General features: G+C 63.0%; 9 protein-coding genes. 2 read left to right on the top strand and 7 right to left on the bottom strand.

All coding sequences use genetic code 11. From position 1 onward, the window contains the following. Positions 1-117 precede the first annotated feature (117 nt). Entirely contained in the window at positions 118-3,864 is a 3,747-nt protein-coding gene (locus NKH83_RS11055) for a PAS domain S-box protein (protein WP_352804091.1), read from the top strand. A gap of 280 nt (positions 3,865-4,144) precedes the next feature. On the opposite strand, the gene NKH83_RS11050 is transcribed toward NKH83_RS11055, so the two are convergent. Then, the gene (locus NKH83_RS11050; RefSeq protein ID WP_352804088.1) at positions 4,145-6,103 is read right to left on the bottom strand and encodes an acetoacetate--CoA ligase; all 1,959 of its coding nucleotides are present in this window, start codon (positions 6,101-6,103) and stop codon (positions 4,145-4,147) included. A 183-nt stretch (positions 6,104-6,286) separates the two neighbouring features. Between NKH83_RS11050 and NKH83_RS11045 the strand changes: the two genes are divergently transcribed. Further along, positions 6,287-8,137 carry an AsmA family protein gene (locus NKH83_RS11045; protein ID WP_352804085.1) on the top strand — a complete coding sequence of 617 codons (1,851 nt, stop codon included), beginning with the start codon at positions 6,287-6,289 and terminating at the stop codon, positions 8,135-8,137. 12 nt (positions 8,138-8,149) lie between these two features. Here the strand turns inward: NKH83_RS11045 and NKH83_RS11040 are convergent, their stop codons facing one another. The 6 genes from NKH83_RS11040 to NKH83_RS11015 form a co-directional block, all read right to left on the bottom strand. Then, complete coding sequence (locus tag NKH83_RS11040; RefSeq protein ID WP_352804082.1) at positions 8,150-8,968, bottom strand: ABC transporter permease; 819 nt, start codon at positions 8,966-8,968, stop codon at positions 8,150-8,152. After that, positions 8,965-9,933 carry an ABC transporter permease subunit gene (locus NKH83_RS11035; RefSeq protein WP_352475846.1) on the bottom strand — a complete coding sequence of 323 codons (969 nt, stop codon included), beginning with the start codon at positions 9,931-9,933 and terminating at the stop codon, positions 8,965-8,967. Before NKH83_RS11035 ends, NKH83_RS11040 begins: the two co-directional genes overlap by 4 nt. A gap of 9 nt (positions 9,934-9,942) precedes the next feature. Continuing rightward, on the bottom strand, positions 9,943-11,082 hold the full coding sequence (locus NKH83_RS11030) for an ABC transporter ATP-binding protein (protein ID WP_352804079.1): 1,140 nt from the start codon (positions 11,080-11,082) through the stop codon (positions 9,943-9,945). A gap of 75 nt (positions 11,083-11,157) precedes the next feature. Next, entirely contained in the window at positions 11,158-12,255 is a 1,098-nt protein-coding gene (locus NKH83_RS11025) for a polyamine ABC transporter substrate-binding protein (RefSeq protein WP_352804076.1), read from the bottom strand. Between the two features lie 352 nt (positions 12,256-12,607). Then, positions 12,608-13,561 (bottom strand): DMT family transporter, encoded by a 954-nt coding sequence (locus NKH83_RS11020; protein WP_352804073.1) that lies wholly within the window; start codon positions 13,559-13,561, stop codon positions 12,608-12,610. 182 nt (positions 13,562-13,743) lie between these two features. Continuing rightward, a complete protein-coding gene (locus NKH83_RS11015) occupies positions 13,744-14,646 on the bottom strand; it encodes a DUF2167 domain-containing protein (protein WP_352778335.1) in 903 nt (300 codons plus the stop codon). Between the last annotated feature and the right edge of the window lie 13 nt (positions 14,647-14,659).

Genomic DNA, 14,659 nt, shown 5'->3' with positions numbered 1-14,659 from the left:
CCACGCGCCTAGAGATTCCATTGGTTGCACGCTATGACTTGTGGACCTTCGCGCCGTCGGCTTTTATTAACAAAGCGTTAACCGCAAATTGCCCGCTCTGTGAGGGTCGCCAAACGCATGCCGGCTGAAAACTACTCCTTCCTCGATGTCGCCGTGCTCGACGCGGTCCGCCTGCGCTTCGCCGCAGGCGACGCGATCGCTATTCTGTCGGCAGATCTCGAGCAGGTGATCTGGGCCAACGGCCCCGGCGCAGCGGTATTCGGCTATCCCGACATCGGCGCGATCATCGGCGCCTCGGCAGGTTTGCCGCTGATCGCCAGGCGCCAGATCATGGCAACCAGCGGTTTTCCGCAGATCGGCCGCGACCGTGCCATCACGGTTCGGCTGGCGACCGGCCTGACCAGCCGCGCGGTCGGCTTCCTGGCCAGCGCAGTGACCATGCCCGATGGAGAGGAAGCAATCATGCTGGCGCTGCCGGCGGCGCAGACCGGCTCGCGCAGCGCGGCCGAGATCGCCGATCGCGCCATCGGTGGTTTTACGGAAGACGGCCACTACATCGCCTTTGTCGACGCCAAGGGCAATATCGACGCCGCATCGGACGGCTTTTCGGCACTCGGCATCCGGCCTGAGACGCTGGCCGCGCTTGTCGCCGACGTGGCGAACGAGAGCGACCGCATCGTCAAGCGCCTGGTCCCGGGTGGATCCAGCTCCTATCCGGCGGGCCTTGCCCGGCTGACGGACGAGCGGCATCTGCTGGTGGTGATCGACGAGGACCGGCTCGACGGCGAGGCGCCTGATGGCGAGCGCGCCGGCGGGGAAACCGGCAGCGAAGCAGCAGCGGCACCGAGCGGTGGCGATCTTCCCCGGCCGACGGGCCAAGACAACGAGCCGCCGATCGCCAGGATGGGCGTGGCGGAGATCAACCTTGCAGCGATGGAAGGCACCTCAGCATCGGCGGAGCACGAAGCTGTCGACGCGGCTGACAATCAACACACGGTTGGCGAAACGCCGACGCAGCATGACCATTGGTACTTCAATGCCGGCGACGACGCGCAGGTCCCGCCCGGGGCAGCTGCGTCCGGCAAAGCCGAGACCAGCCCGGACGCTTCGCAGGCCGGCGCGAATACTTCGCCGGAAAGCGCCGCAAAAGCCACCAAAGCCGCCTCCCCGGCCGAACGCCGCGCTTCAGCGATCGATCGCACCGCCGCGCCCATGCGTTTCGTCTGGCGTACCGACGCGGAGGGCCGGTTCAGCGCCCTGTCGCCGGAATTTGCCGAGCTCGTCGGCAGGCCTGCCGCCGACGTGATCGGCCGCCGCTTCGAGGATGTTTCGGCCGCCTATGGCCTTGATGCTTCTGGCGAGATTGCCGGCCTGCTCGAACGGCGCGACACCTGGTCCGGCCGCTCCGTGCTGTGGCCGGTCGCCGGCACCGATCTGAAGATACCGGTCGATCTGGCGGCGCTCCCGGTTTACAGCCGCAGCCGGGTTTTCGAAGGTTTTCGCGGCTTCGGCGTCGCCAGGAGCGGCGATGCGGTGGTCGATCCGGATGCCGTCGGCATGGCCCTTGTCGCCGAGGAGAAGCCCGCCGCGAGCGTTGGGCCGGAAGCCGTCGAACCTGCCCCGGCGACACCGAAACCCGCCGATCCGTTCAGGGGCGAAGTGCCGGCGTTGACCATCGTGCCAAAGCCCGAGCGGCGCCTTGCCGACAAAGTGATCCGGCTGGCCGAGCACCGGCAGCCGGCCAACGACAAGGGCCTGTCGACGCTGGAACGCAGCGCGTTTCGCGAGATTGGCGAGCGTCTCAAGAAGGACAGCACCCCGGCCGAAGAACAGCCCAGCGCCGGAAAGCAGAAGCCGGTTGAGAAAGTCGAGGCAGCCGCCAATGCCGACGAGCCAAAGCTGAAAGGAGCCGGCCCGACGGACAAGGGTGAGATGCCGGAACCAGGTCTGGAAAGCGAGGCGGCTGCCGCCGAACCGCCCGAGGCCGATGCCGAGGACCAGAAGGACCTCGCCGGGCTCGACAGCGAGCAGCCGGATGAGGCGGTAGCAGAGGCGCAAGCCGGCGAACCCGTCACACGCCCTGTTTCCGGATCTCTGCTCGACTATGCCAACCGCGAACCCAGCGATGAAGCGCAGGAAGGCGACGAGCCCAGCACGGACCGTCGAACGATCGTCGCCGAAGCGCCGCGGGATGGCGACGACGATAGCATGACGGCCGAAGATTTCCGTGACGCCGAGGACAGCGAGGATTGGTCCGAGGACAGCGCAGCCGACGCTGCCGGCCAGTTGCCGCCCGTCGAGCGGCCGCGGGCACCACCGTTCAAACTCGACGGCTTCGTGCCGTCGGCCTTTGCCGGAGCGGACAACAAGGGGCCGGATACCTCGATCCTCGGCAAGCTGCCGGTGCCGGTGCTTATCCATTCCGGCGATCAACTGCACTATGCGAACGACGAATTCCTCGGCTTGACCGGCTATGCGACGCTCAATGCCCTGGACGAGGCGGGCGGGCTCGGCGCGCTGTTTGCCGACCCTTATGCCGACGACGGCAGTTCGGAGGGCGGCGACCGCGCATTGCGGCTGAAGACGCGCGACGGTCAGGAGTTTCCGATCGACGCGATTTTGCGCTCCGTCCCGTGGGGGAACGGCAAGGCACTGATGCTGGTCGTACGCCGTTCCGGCGACGACGAAGCAGCAGCCATTCCGCATGGCGCTGCCGACGACCAAACGCAGCCGGATGTTTCCGAGCTCAAGGCGCGCATTGCCGAAATGCGCACCATCATCGACACCGCCACCGACGGCGTCGTACTGATCGGCCGTAACGGAACGATCCGTTCAATTAGCCGTCCGGCGGAAGCGCTATTCGGCTTCGACAGCGACGAGGTGACCGGCAAGCCGTTCGTCTCGCTGTTTGCGATCGAAAGCCAGCGCGCGGCGCGTGACTATCTCGAGGGGTTGTCGGAGCCCGGCGTTGCAAGCGTGATGAACGATGGCCGCGAGGTGATCGGGCGCGAGGCGCAGGGGCGTTTCATTCCGCTGTTCATGACCATCGGCAGGCTGCCCAACGACAGCGGCTTCTGCGCGGTGGTGCGCGATATCACCCAGTGGAAGCGGGCCGAAGAGGACTTGACCCAGGCGCGCGCGGTCGCCGAGCGCGCCTCGTCGCAGAAGACCGATTTTCTGGCCCGCATCAGCCACGAGATCCGCACGCCGCTCAACGCTATCATCGGCTTTTCCGAGCTGATGGTGGACGAGAAATTCGGGCCGGTGGCCAATGACCGCTATCGCGACTATCTGCGCGACATCAACCGTTCGGGCAACCACGTGCTCGATCTGGTCAACGACCTGCTCGACATTTCGAAAATCGAGGCAGGCCAGCAGGAGATGGCCTACGAGGCGGTGTCGCTTAACGACACGCTGGCCGAAACCGTGGCGATGATGCAGCCGCAAGCCAACCGGGAACGCGTCATCATCCGCTCCAGCTTCGCCTCCCGGCTGCCGGAAGTGGTGGCCGATCTGCGCAGCGTGCGGCAGATCGCGCTCAACATCCTGTCGAACGCCGTCCGCTACACGCAGGCCGGCGGCCAGGTGATCGTGTCGACGGCCTACGAGCTCTCCGGCGATGTCGTCATGCGCGTGCGCGATACCGGCATCGGCATGAGCCCGTCCGAGATCGAGCAGGCGCTGAAGCCGTTCAAGCAGATCAATGCGCTGAAGCGCGGCCGCGGCGACGGCACCGGTCTTGGGCTGCCGCTGACCAAGGCGATGGTCGAAGCGAACCGGGCCCGGTTCACCATCAACTCGACGCCCGGCGAGGGAACCCTGGTCGAAGTCGCCTTTCCCTCGACCCGTGTGCTCGCCGGTTAGCTATGGTTGCGCAAAGAAAAAAGGCGTCCAACAGGACGCCTTGAATGATAGGATTGCTGTCACAACGGGGCTTGAGCGAATCAGATCCTCTCGGGGCTAAGAGGAACGGGATTTCTCCCTCAAGTTACGCACGACTATCGATGCCGGGCCTTAACAAATCCTTACCGGCACGCCGGAAAATTTACCAATGTGTACCACTCATGAAATCTAGGTAAATTCCGAAGAGATAATTTGTTAACGATACCGGAGACCTCAAACGGCTCCCGCCTTGCATCCCGGGTCAGTCGGCAAGCTGCGGCAGGTTGCGAAACAGCTCGAGCGCTTCGGGATTGGCGAGCGCTTCCTTGTTCTTGATGGCGCGGCCATGCACCATGTCGCGTACCGCGAGCTCGGTGATCTTGCCCGATTTGGTGCGCGGAATATCGCTGACGGCGACGATCTTGGCCGGCACGTGGCGCGGGCTCGCCCCGATGCGGATTTTCGCGCGGATGCGTTTTTCCAGCTCGGCATCGAGCTCGACGCCTGCCGTCAGCCGCACGAACAGTACGACGCGAACGTCATTGTCGAAATCCTGGCCGATGCATAGTGCTTCGAGGATTTCCGGCATCTGCTCGACCTGATTGTAGATCTCCGCCGTGCCGATCCTGACACCGCCCGGATTGAGCGTGGCGTCGGAACGGCCATGAATGATCAGGCCGCCATGGGCGGTCCATTCGGCGAAATCGCCGTGGCACCAGACATTGTCGAAACGTTCGAAATAAGCGGCTCGGTATTTCCTTCCGTCAGGGTCGTTCCAGAAGCCGAGCGGCATCGCGGGAAACGCCTTGGTGCAGACGAGCTCGCCCTTCTCCTGGCGGAGCGGGCGGCCGTCATCGTCCCAGACATCGACGGCAAGACCGAGCCCGGGCCCCTGGATCTCGCCGGTCCATACCGGTTCGATCGGCACGCCGAGCACGAAGCAGGAGACGATATCGGTGCCGCCGGAAATCGAAGCCAGATGCACGTCCTTCTTGATGCCTTCGTAGACGAAGCGGAAATCTTCCGGCGATAGCGGCGAGCCGGTCGAGGAGATGGTGCGCACGCTGGAAAGATCATGCGTGCGGATCGGCTTGAGGCCGGCCTTGCGCACGGAATCTATGAATTTGGCCGAGGTGCCGAAATACGTCATCTTCTCAGCATCGGCGAAGTCGAACAGCGTATTGCCGTCCGGGTAGAAGGGCGAGCCGTCGTAGAGCAGCAAGGTGGCACCCGACGCCAAGCCGGACACCAGCCAGTTCCACATCATCCAGCCGCAGGTGGTGAAGTAGAAGAAGCGGTCGCCGTCGAGCAGGCCGGCGTGCAGCCGTTCTTCCTTGACGTGCTGGATCAGCGTTCCGCCGGCCGAATGGACAATGCATTTGGGGATGCCGGTCGTGCCCGACGAAAACAGGATGTACAGCGGATGCGAAAACGGCAACCTCTCGCAGCTGACAGACCTGGCGGCAAAGGGTGACAGCGCCTCTTCCAGCGCGGCCGCCTTGCCGATGGTCGCCGCGACGTCGAGCGAGGTGCCGAGATAGTCGACAATGAGGACCTTGCGGACGGTGGCGAGCTTGCCCGCCACGGCCGCGACCTTGTCGGCGACTTCGATCGCCTTGCCATTGTACCAGTAGCCGTCCGGCGCGATGAATATGACCGGCTCGATCTGGCCGAACCGGTCGAGAACGCCCTGCTCACCAAAATCTGGGGAGCAGGACGACCAGACGGCGCCGATCGAGGCGGCCGCCAGCATCGCAGCAACGGTCTCCGGCATGTTGGGCATCATCGCGGCGATGCGGTCGCCCTTCTTCACCTTGAGCGACAGGAAAAGCTGCTGCAGGCGCGAGGTCAGCGCATGCAGCTCGTTCCAGGACAGCCGCCGCTCGACCTTGTCCTCGCCGCGAAAAACGATTGCGTCGCCAAGCCCGGTTTTCTTGAGGAGATTCTCGGCGAAGTTCAGCTTCGCATCAGGGAAGAAGGTCGCGCCGGGCATCTTGTCGCCATCGATCAGCACGCGTTCGCCCTTGTCGCCGACGATGCCACAAAAGTCCCAGACCAAGCTCCAGAAGGTCTCGCGGTCATCGATCGACCAGCGATGCAGGTCGGCATAGGAGGAGAAAGACTCGCCGGCCATGCTCGCCGCGGCGTTCATGAAGGCGGTCATCGGCGCCGCGTCGATCTGCTCTTGCGTCGGGATCCAGAGCGGTGCGTCGTCAGCCATCATTGTTCCTCCGCAGGCTGCATCGCTTATGCAATATCGCGATGCAGCAGAGCAAGATTTTGTTGGACCGCGCCGGTCAGGGTGTGCGCAAATGCCATCGCCGGGCCATAAAGACTTGAAATGCGTCAGCCGTCGGTTACACCCGTCGGGCGATTTTGTCGGAATGGAAGCATACAGGGCGATATGCCATCACCTTTGATCCGACGCGGAATATGGGCGATCGGCGCAGCCGTCATCGTCATCGCGCTGGTCGTCGCAGCCTTGCCGCTGATCGCCTCGACCCGCATCGTGCGCGACCGCATCGCGTGGGAAATGAGCGCCTGGAGCGGTTTCCGGGTCAACATCGACGGCGCGCCGCGCATCGAGGTCTGGCCGAATTTCCGGGCGATCCTGAGCGACGTGACGCTGTCGCAATGGACAGAGACGGATGCGCCGCCCGTGGTCGAAGCCGAACGGGTCGAGGTCGACCTTTCGGCGATGGCGGCGCTGCGTGGCGACGTGGTGTTTTCGACGGCGCGGCTGGTACGACCGACGATCCGGGTTCAGCGTACCGCGAGCGGGTTTTTCCTGCCTGCGATTCCCAGCGGCGGGCGCATTACGCGTTCGATCGATGCTGCCCGCGCGGTGATCAACACAAATCCCGCCAAGCCGGATCTCGGCAAGCTGCCAACAGATCCGTTCGGCACAGTCGAGTTCAGGGACGGCCGCGTGGTGGCTGCCATCGGCGGCAAGGACCAGGAGATATTGAGCAGCCTGAGCGGCCAGGCGAACTGGGCCGCGATGAACAGCAATGCGACGCTGTCGGCGACCGGGATATGGCGCGGCGAAAGTGTTGCCATCGACGCCGCATCGCCGAACCCGCTTGTGTTGTTTGGTGGCGGCACAGCACCGGTCACGTTTTCCTTCAAGGCGGCGCCGGCCAGTTTTTCGTTCGACGGCCGCGCAAGCATGTCGGAAAACGGCTATTTCGACGGCCAGGCAAAATTCGCCGCACCTTCGCTCCGACGTGTGCTCGAATGGTCGCAGGCCGGCATCGCGCCCGGTGCGGCAATCGGCTCGATCTCGGTTTCAAGCAAGATCACGGCGACGGCCGGGCGCGTCAAATTCGAAAACACCGCCCTGACCCTCGACAACAACCCCGGAATGGGCGCGCTGGACTTCACCTACGGCGAGGCATTGCCGGTGATCTCCGGCACACTTGCCTTCGATACGCTCGACCTCAGATCATTTCTCTCCGCCTTTGCCCCGGTGCCATCGGCCGGCGGCACCGATCCGGGCGAAATCGATACGAGCTTCGCCGACCGGATCAATCTCGATCTCAGGCTGTCGGCGGCGCATGCCACGGCCGGCGCCATCCAGCTTGCCGACGTCGCCGCCACCGCCCAGGTCAAGAACGGCCTTGCCGTCTTCGACATCTCGGATGCATCCGCCTTTGGCGGCAACGTCCAGAGCAGCGTCCGTTTCGACCGCAAGCCCGCCGGCACCGAAGTCGAGATCCGGCTGCTTGCTTCCGATATCGACGGCGGCGCTTTCGGCACCGCGGCCGGGATGACACGGCTGGTGCCGATCGGCACTGGAACCGTTTCGGTCATCCTCAAGGGGCCTGGCAGAACCTGGGACTCGATTTTCGAAAACGCCAATGGCTCGCTGTCCGCGACGTTCGGCGCTGGCGCGCTGAGCCGGCTTAACCTGCCGGCGTTCCTCAAGCACACCGAACAGGGCGGATTCTTCGCGCTGGACGACGTCTCGGACGGAACGCTGCCGATCGACGGGGCCGAGCTCAAGGCGAGTATTTCGAACGGCGTCGCGCGCATCGACAAGGCCGAGGTGAATTCCGCGCAATACAAGATCTGGCTTTCCGGCATTGCATCCTATGCCGGACGCGGGCTGGCACTGTCCGGCGGCATCGTCCGGCCGAGCCAGGCTGCCACGCAGACGAACGGCCAGGGACCCAATCAGTCGTCGTTCTTCGTCGGCGGCACGTGGAGCACGCCGTTCATCTCGCCGGTAAGCCGCGGCGTTTCGGGAGAGTAAGCAGCAGCAGCTTCAACCGCGCTGCGCGGCCTGCTCGTCGCGCTGGCGCTGCACTTCGCGGCTCTTGTTGACAAGCGAAGCGATGATCACACCGACGGCGACAACGGCGATCAGGACGGTGCAGGCGGCGTTGATTTCCGGCGTCACGCCGAGGCGAACTTGGCTGTAGATCTTCATCGGCAGTGTTGTGGCGCCGGGACCCGAGGTGAAGCTGGCAATAACCAGGTCGTCGAGCGAGAGCGTGAAGGCCAGCATCCAGCCAGAGACGATCGCCGGCATGATGACCGGCAGCGTGATCTGGAAGAAGGTCCTTACCGGCGGTGCACCGAGGTCCATCGCGGCTTCTTCCAGTGAACGATCGAAGGTGATCAGGCGCGACTGCACCACCACCGCGACGAAGCACATGGTCAGCGTGGTGTGGGCAAGCGTCACCGTCAGAAAGCCGCGGTCGAGGCCGACGGCGACGAAGAGCAGCAGCAACGACAGGCCGGTGATGACTTCGGGCATGACCAGCGGCGCAAACACCATGCCCGAAAACAGAAGCCGGCCGCGAAAGCGCGTGTAGCGTGTCAAGGTGAGCGCCGCCAGCGTGCCGAGCACGGTCGCCACGGTTGCCGAGATGACGCCGACCCGGGCCGTCACCCAGGTGGCGTCCATCAGACCCCGGTTGTGGAACAGCGAGACGTACCATTTCGTCGAGAAGCCGCCCCAGACGGTGACCAGCTTCGACTCATTGAAAGAGAACACAACGAGCAGGACGATCGGCAGGTAAAGAAAGGCAAAGCCGAGCACGATCGAAATGACGTTGAAGCGGCTCCAGGTGGCGTTCATTGGTCCTGCTCCTGAGCACGCGCCTGGGCCCGCTGGAAAATCATGATCGGCACGATCAGCAGCAGCAGCAGGATGACGGCAACGGCGGACGACACCGGCCAGTCACGGTTGGCGAAGAACTCGTTCCACAGCGTCCTGCCGATCATCAGCGTCTGCGAGCCGCCGAGCAGGTCGGGAATGACGAACTCACCGACGGCGGGAATGAACACCAGGAGGCAGCCGGCGATGACGCCGGGCAGCGATAGCGGAAAGGTGATCTTCCAGAAGGCGCTGGTCGGCGGACACCCGAGATCCTTCGCCGCCTCGATCAGCGTATGGTCCATCTTCTCCAACGACGAATAGAGCGGCAGCACCATGAACGGCAGATAGGAGTAGACGATACCGATGAAGATAGCCGTATAGGTGTTGAGGATGATCAGCGGCTGGCTGATGATGCCGCTGGCGAGCAGCAGCTGGTTGAGCAGGCCCTCGGGCTTGAGGATGCCGATCCAGGCATAGACACGGATCAGGAACGAGGTCCAGAACGGCAGGATCACCAGCATCAGCAAGGTCGGGCGGATCGTCGCCGGAGCGCGCGCCATGCCATAGGCAATGGGATAGCCGACAAGCAATGTCAGGACCGTCGAGATGGCGGCGACGACGACGCTCGTCACATAGGCGTTGAAGTAGAGCGCATCCTTCGTCAGCCACGTGTAGTTGTCGAAATTGAGCGCGCCAACCCCCGAGATGAACCCGGAAATGCCGCCGCGGAAATCGAGCACCGGAGTATAGGGCGGCATGGCGATCGCCGTCTGCGACAGCGAAATCTTGAAGACGATGATGAAGGGGACAAGAAAGAAGAACAGCAGCCAGAGATAGGGGACGATAATGACGAGACGGCTAACGAAAGCCGCGCTCAGCCTGGCCGGGGCGGATTTGCCGGCAGCATTTGCCGGAGAGCTTGTTGCGGCAGTGACAGCGGACATGATCAATCCCTACCGTGTCAGCACGACGCCGGCGTCAGGGCGGAAGGAAATCCAGGCGCGGTCGTTCCAGCTCAGCGGATCCTCGGTGAGGCGTGCCGCGTTCATGGTGCTTGCCCGCACCACCTGACCATCGTCCAGCCTGACGTGATAGACGGTCATGTCACCGAGATAGGCGATATCGTAGACCTCGCCCTGGATGGCATTGACGGCACCGGCGGGTTTCGTCGAGGACACCTTGATCTTCTCCGGCCTGATGGCGAAGGTGACGGATGCTCCGGCGGCGGCACTGCCGGCATTTTCGGTTCGGATGGTGATGCCGTTGCCGGCATCGATGCTTGCGCTGCCGGCCTCGCCAGCCGCGATCCTGCCGTCGAACATATTCACGTTGCCGACGAAGCCGGCGACGAAGCGCGAGCCCGGCGCTTCGTAGACCTCGGCCGGTGTCGCCACCTGCATCACCTCGCCCTTGTCGATGATGGCGATGCGGTCGGCCATCGTCATCGCCTCTTCCTGGTCATGGGTGACGACGACGAAGGTGAGGCCGAGATTCTGCTGCAGGTCCATCAGCTCAAACTGGGTTTCCTCGCGCAGCTTCTTGTCCAGCGCGCCAAGCGGCTCGTCGAGCAGCAAGACTTTCGGGCGCTTTGCCACCGAGCGCGCGAGCGCGACGCGCTGGCGCTGGCCGCCCGACAATTGGTGCGGTTTGCGCTTGGCGAACTGCTCGAGCTTGACCAGCTTCAGCATCTCGGCGACGCGCTTTTCGATATCGGCCTTGACCATGCCTTCCTGCTTGAGGCCGAACGCGATGTTGTTCTCGACCGTCATGTGCGGAAACAGGGCGTAGGACTGGAACATCATGTTGACCGGCCGCCGGTAGGGCGGAATGCCGCGCAGATCCTGGCCATCGAGCAGGATGCGGCCGGCGGTCGGCTCCTCGAAGCCGGCAAGCATCCTGAGCAGCGTCGATTTCCCGCAGCCTGAGGCTCCAAGCAAGGCAAAGAATTCGCGTTCGAAGATGGTCAGCGACAGGTTGTTGACCGCCGTGAACTCACCGAATTTCTTGGTGACGTTGTCGAACTGGATGTATGGCTTGGCGTTCGGATCGTTCCATGGCGCGAAATCCCTGCGGATACTGCCAAGCGATTTCATGTCCCACTCCGTCCTGCTGCTTGCCCCATGAGAAAGCGGCCCCGGCAGCCGGCTGCCGGGGCCTGGCTCAGATTGTTATTGGCCAGTGACGATCTTGGTCCAGGTGCGGGTGATGATGCGCTGGGTCTTGGGATCGTAAGGCGAAACGGTGTAGAGCTTCTGCAAGGTGGCGGCGTCTGGATAGATCGCCGGATCTTCCAGGATCGCCTTGTCGATGAACTGCTGCGAAGCCTTGTTGCCGTTGGCGTAGAGCACATAGTTCGACGATTTGGCGATCACTTCGGGCTTCATCATGTAGTTCAGGAACTCATGCGCTTCGGCGACATGCTGCGCGTCGGCCGGGATCGCCATCTGGTCGAACCACATCTGCGCACCTTCCTTCGGCACGGAGTAGCCGATCTCGACGCCCTGCTTGGCTTCGTCGGCGCGGTTGCGGGCCTGGAAGACGTCACCCGACCAGCCAACCGCCAGGCAGATGTCGCCATTGGCAAGAGCGTTGATGTATTCGGACGAGTGGAACTTGCGGATATAGGGCCGGACCTTCAGCAATGTTTCTTCGGCCTTGGCGATCTCATCGGGCGATGTGCTGTTCGGGTCGAGGCCCAGATATTTCAATGCCGCCGGTATGATGTCGGCCGGCGAATCCAGCACATAGACGCCGCAGTCCTTCAATTTGGCCAGGCTTTCGGGATTGAAGAACACGTCCCAGCTGTCGATCTTGTCGGTGCCGAGCGCTGCCTGCACCTTCTTGATGTTGTAGCCGATGCCGACGGTACCCCACATGTAGTTGATCGAATATTCGTTGCCGGGATCATATTTGGCGGTCCGTTCCATGACCGTGTCCCACATATTGGAAAGGTTCGGCAGTTTCGACTTGTCGAGCTTCTGGAACACACCCGCCTGGATCTGGCGTGCAAGGAAATTGCCGCTCGGCACGACGACATCGTAGCCGCTGCCGCCGGCGAGCAGCTTCGTTTCCAGGATCTCGTTGGAATCGAAAGTGTCGTAGACGACCTTGATGCCGGTTTCCTTGGTGAAGTCGTCGATGATCGAACTGTCGATATAGTCCGACCAGTTGAACACGTTGACGACGCGATCCTCGGCATGCGCGCCCAAGGTGAAAACTGCCAGAAACGCCGAAGTCGCCGAAAGCCAGAGCGCTTTGCGGGTCATGCTATTCTCCTTTGATGAGTGTTCCGTCGCCAGCTCGTCGCGGCGTCCGCGCGGCTGGGCATTTGCTTCAGGGTATTGGGCTTGCAGGCAGGCGACAAGCGCGAATTGCCGGCGCCATTATGGTTCGGCGACGAGGCGACAGCGAAGACTTGGCGTGGCGTTGCTGGTGTTCCGGCGCCGTCGGAAGCTTTCGCTACGGCGCGGGCAGGAAGACGACGATGTTGTCCGGCCTCGATGCGGCCGGCATGGAGACTTGGCAAGATACGCCTGTCTTGTTGTTGCCGTGATCGCAGCCTGCCCGCGCGGCCGCGACATTGTCAATGGTTCATCTCGCTTTGACGCGTGCGCTGCATCAATTAGGCGACGGCACACCGGTGACGCCCGCTCGCGCGGGCCGCGTCTGACGCTTGAATTCGAGCCCGATATGGACGAGCAGCGCGGTGACGACGACCGCACCGCCGACGATGGTGCGCGCCGACGGCACCTCGGAATGGATGAGCCAGACCCAGATCGGGCCAAGGATCGGTTCGAACGTGCCGAGCAGCGCCGCGACGGCGGCCGGAACAAGCCGGGCGCCGGTGGCGAAGAAGGCGAGGCCGAGTCCCAGATTGATCACGCCAAAGACAAAGAGAAAGCCCATATCGTGGCTCGAGACGCCGAGGGCCGACGCTTGCGATGCCGCAAAGGCGGCCGCCAGCATCGTGCCGAGGCAAGTCGCCGGGGTCATGCGCACATGGGCAAAGCGGCGCGTGATGACGGTGGCGACCGAGAACATGACGGCGATGAGCAGCGCCAGCCCGTCACCGATCGGCGATACCGCGCCATCGAGCGATTCCGACACCATGATGGCGACGCCGGCAATGACGGCGGCAATCGCCAACCAGGTCGCCACCGCCACCCGTTCGCGAAACAGCGCCCAGGCAAACAGCGCCGCCAGAAGCGGCACGCCGGCCTGCATCAACAGGATGTTGGCGACGGTGGTATAGGCAAGCGCGACGACGAAAGAGGTCGACGCCGTGGCGAAGCAGAACGCCACCGCAAGGCCGGCCAGGCCCATGCCACGAAACAGCTTCAGCGTGCCACGCCAGCCGTCGCGCCAGACCATGAAGCAGAGCAGGAAGGCAGCGGCCCAGACCGAGCGCCAGAACACCACCGTCCAGCTGTCAGTGTTGTCGATGAAGCGCGCAATTGTGCCGCCAAAGCTCCACATCAGCGCCGACAGAAATACCAGCAGGAAACCGACGCGCTCCCCTTGCGGCGACACGATCGGCGAGGCGGCAACCGGAGATGATGCGGTATCGGTCATGGGTGCGACTGTCGGCGAATTCGGAGCAGCACGACGTGCAATGGACGACAGAGACGTGCCTCATTCGCGTAACGCAAAGCAGAAGGCCGGGCGTGATCCAGTTCAATGTTCCGTTTGGCGCACTAATGAGGGCGCCTCGCCCTCGCCCGGCGATGATCCGAGGCGACCTGTCGACGATGGCTTTAGGACGTGCCCCTGTTGCCGCGGATAAAGCGCCAGAGACCGGCCAGCGGAACCAGCAGGAGCAGGCCAAACTTTTTCAGCGCGATCAGCGCCACGACCAGAAAACCTGCTTTCGCCGCCAGCTTTCCGGCAATCAGGCCACCGACGCCAATCGCCGCAACCGTATCGACGCCCGGCACGAAATCGGCGTATGTCTTGCCAGTATTGAAGTCCGCGAGGCCAAGCACTTCATCCAGGCTTTGCCTTATCTCCGGCAATTGTTCCACCGTCGCGATATAGCTCATCACGAAGACGCCCTCCCTGCCAAGGAAACGGACGTCGTAGTTGAGCGTATGGGCGGCATCGTTCCCAAATTGCAGCTCCTTGGCCCAGTGAAGGCGCTTGTGGGCCGCGTCATAAACCGGCGGCGACGCCCAGCCGATCAGCGTAATGGGCGCGTAGCCGTCCTTTACCCTCTGATCGTTGCCGGACAGAGTGTCTGACTGCATGTTGCGCAGCAGTTCATTGTAATCGATGGACGCGGCGTCACTGTCGTCGACGTAACCAATCTTTTCCCAGCGCAGCTCTATCCCCCAATTGTTATCGGCAATGGGATCATGGGAGACTGGAAAGATCATGCCGAGGGCATCGGAACCAGAGTCGGGCGGATTGCCCCAGGCTTCGGTGAGGACGGAGAGCGTGTCCTTCTTGTCCAGAAAATAGAACTTGTCCTTGAGATCGAGATGGATGCCTTCGGCAAGATTTATCGCGCCGGTCTTCGGATCGATCTTGTCCAGGAACGCCTTGCCGGCATCATTATACTGTTGATAGGACTTGAAGAAATCCGAGGACTTTTCAGCCAATGCGGGATCGGCCACCGAAAACGCGAGCGCCAAGCCAAGCCAAAAAACCGTCCTGCCCATCATTGATCCCCGA

Origin of the sequence: Mesorhizobium sp. M0909, from assembly GCF_040319515.1 — a bacterium.
Taxonomy (GTDB): Bacteria; Pseudomonadota; Alphaproteobacteria; order Rhizobiales; family Rhizobiaceae; genus Mesorhizobium.
This window is presented reverse-complemented; position numbering and strand designations above follow the sequence as displayed.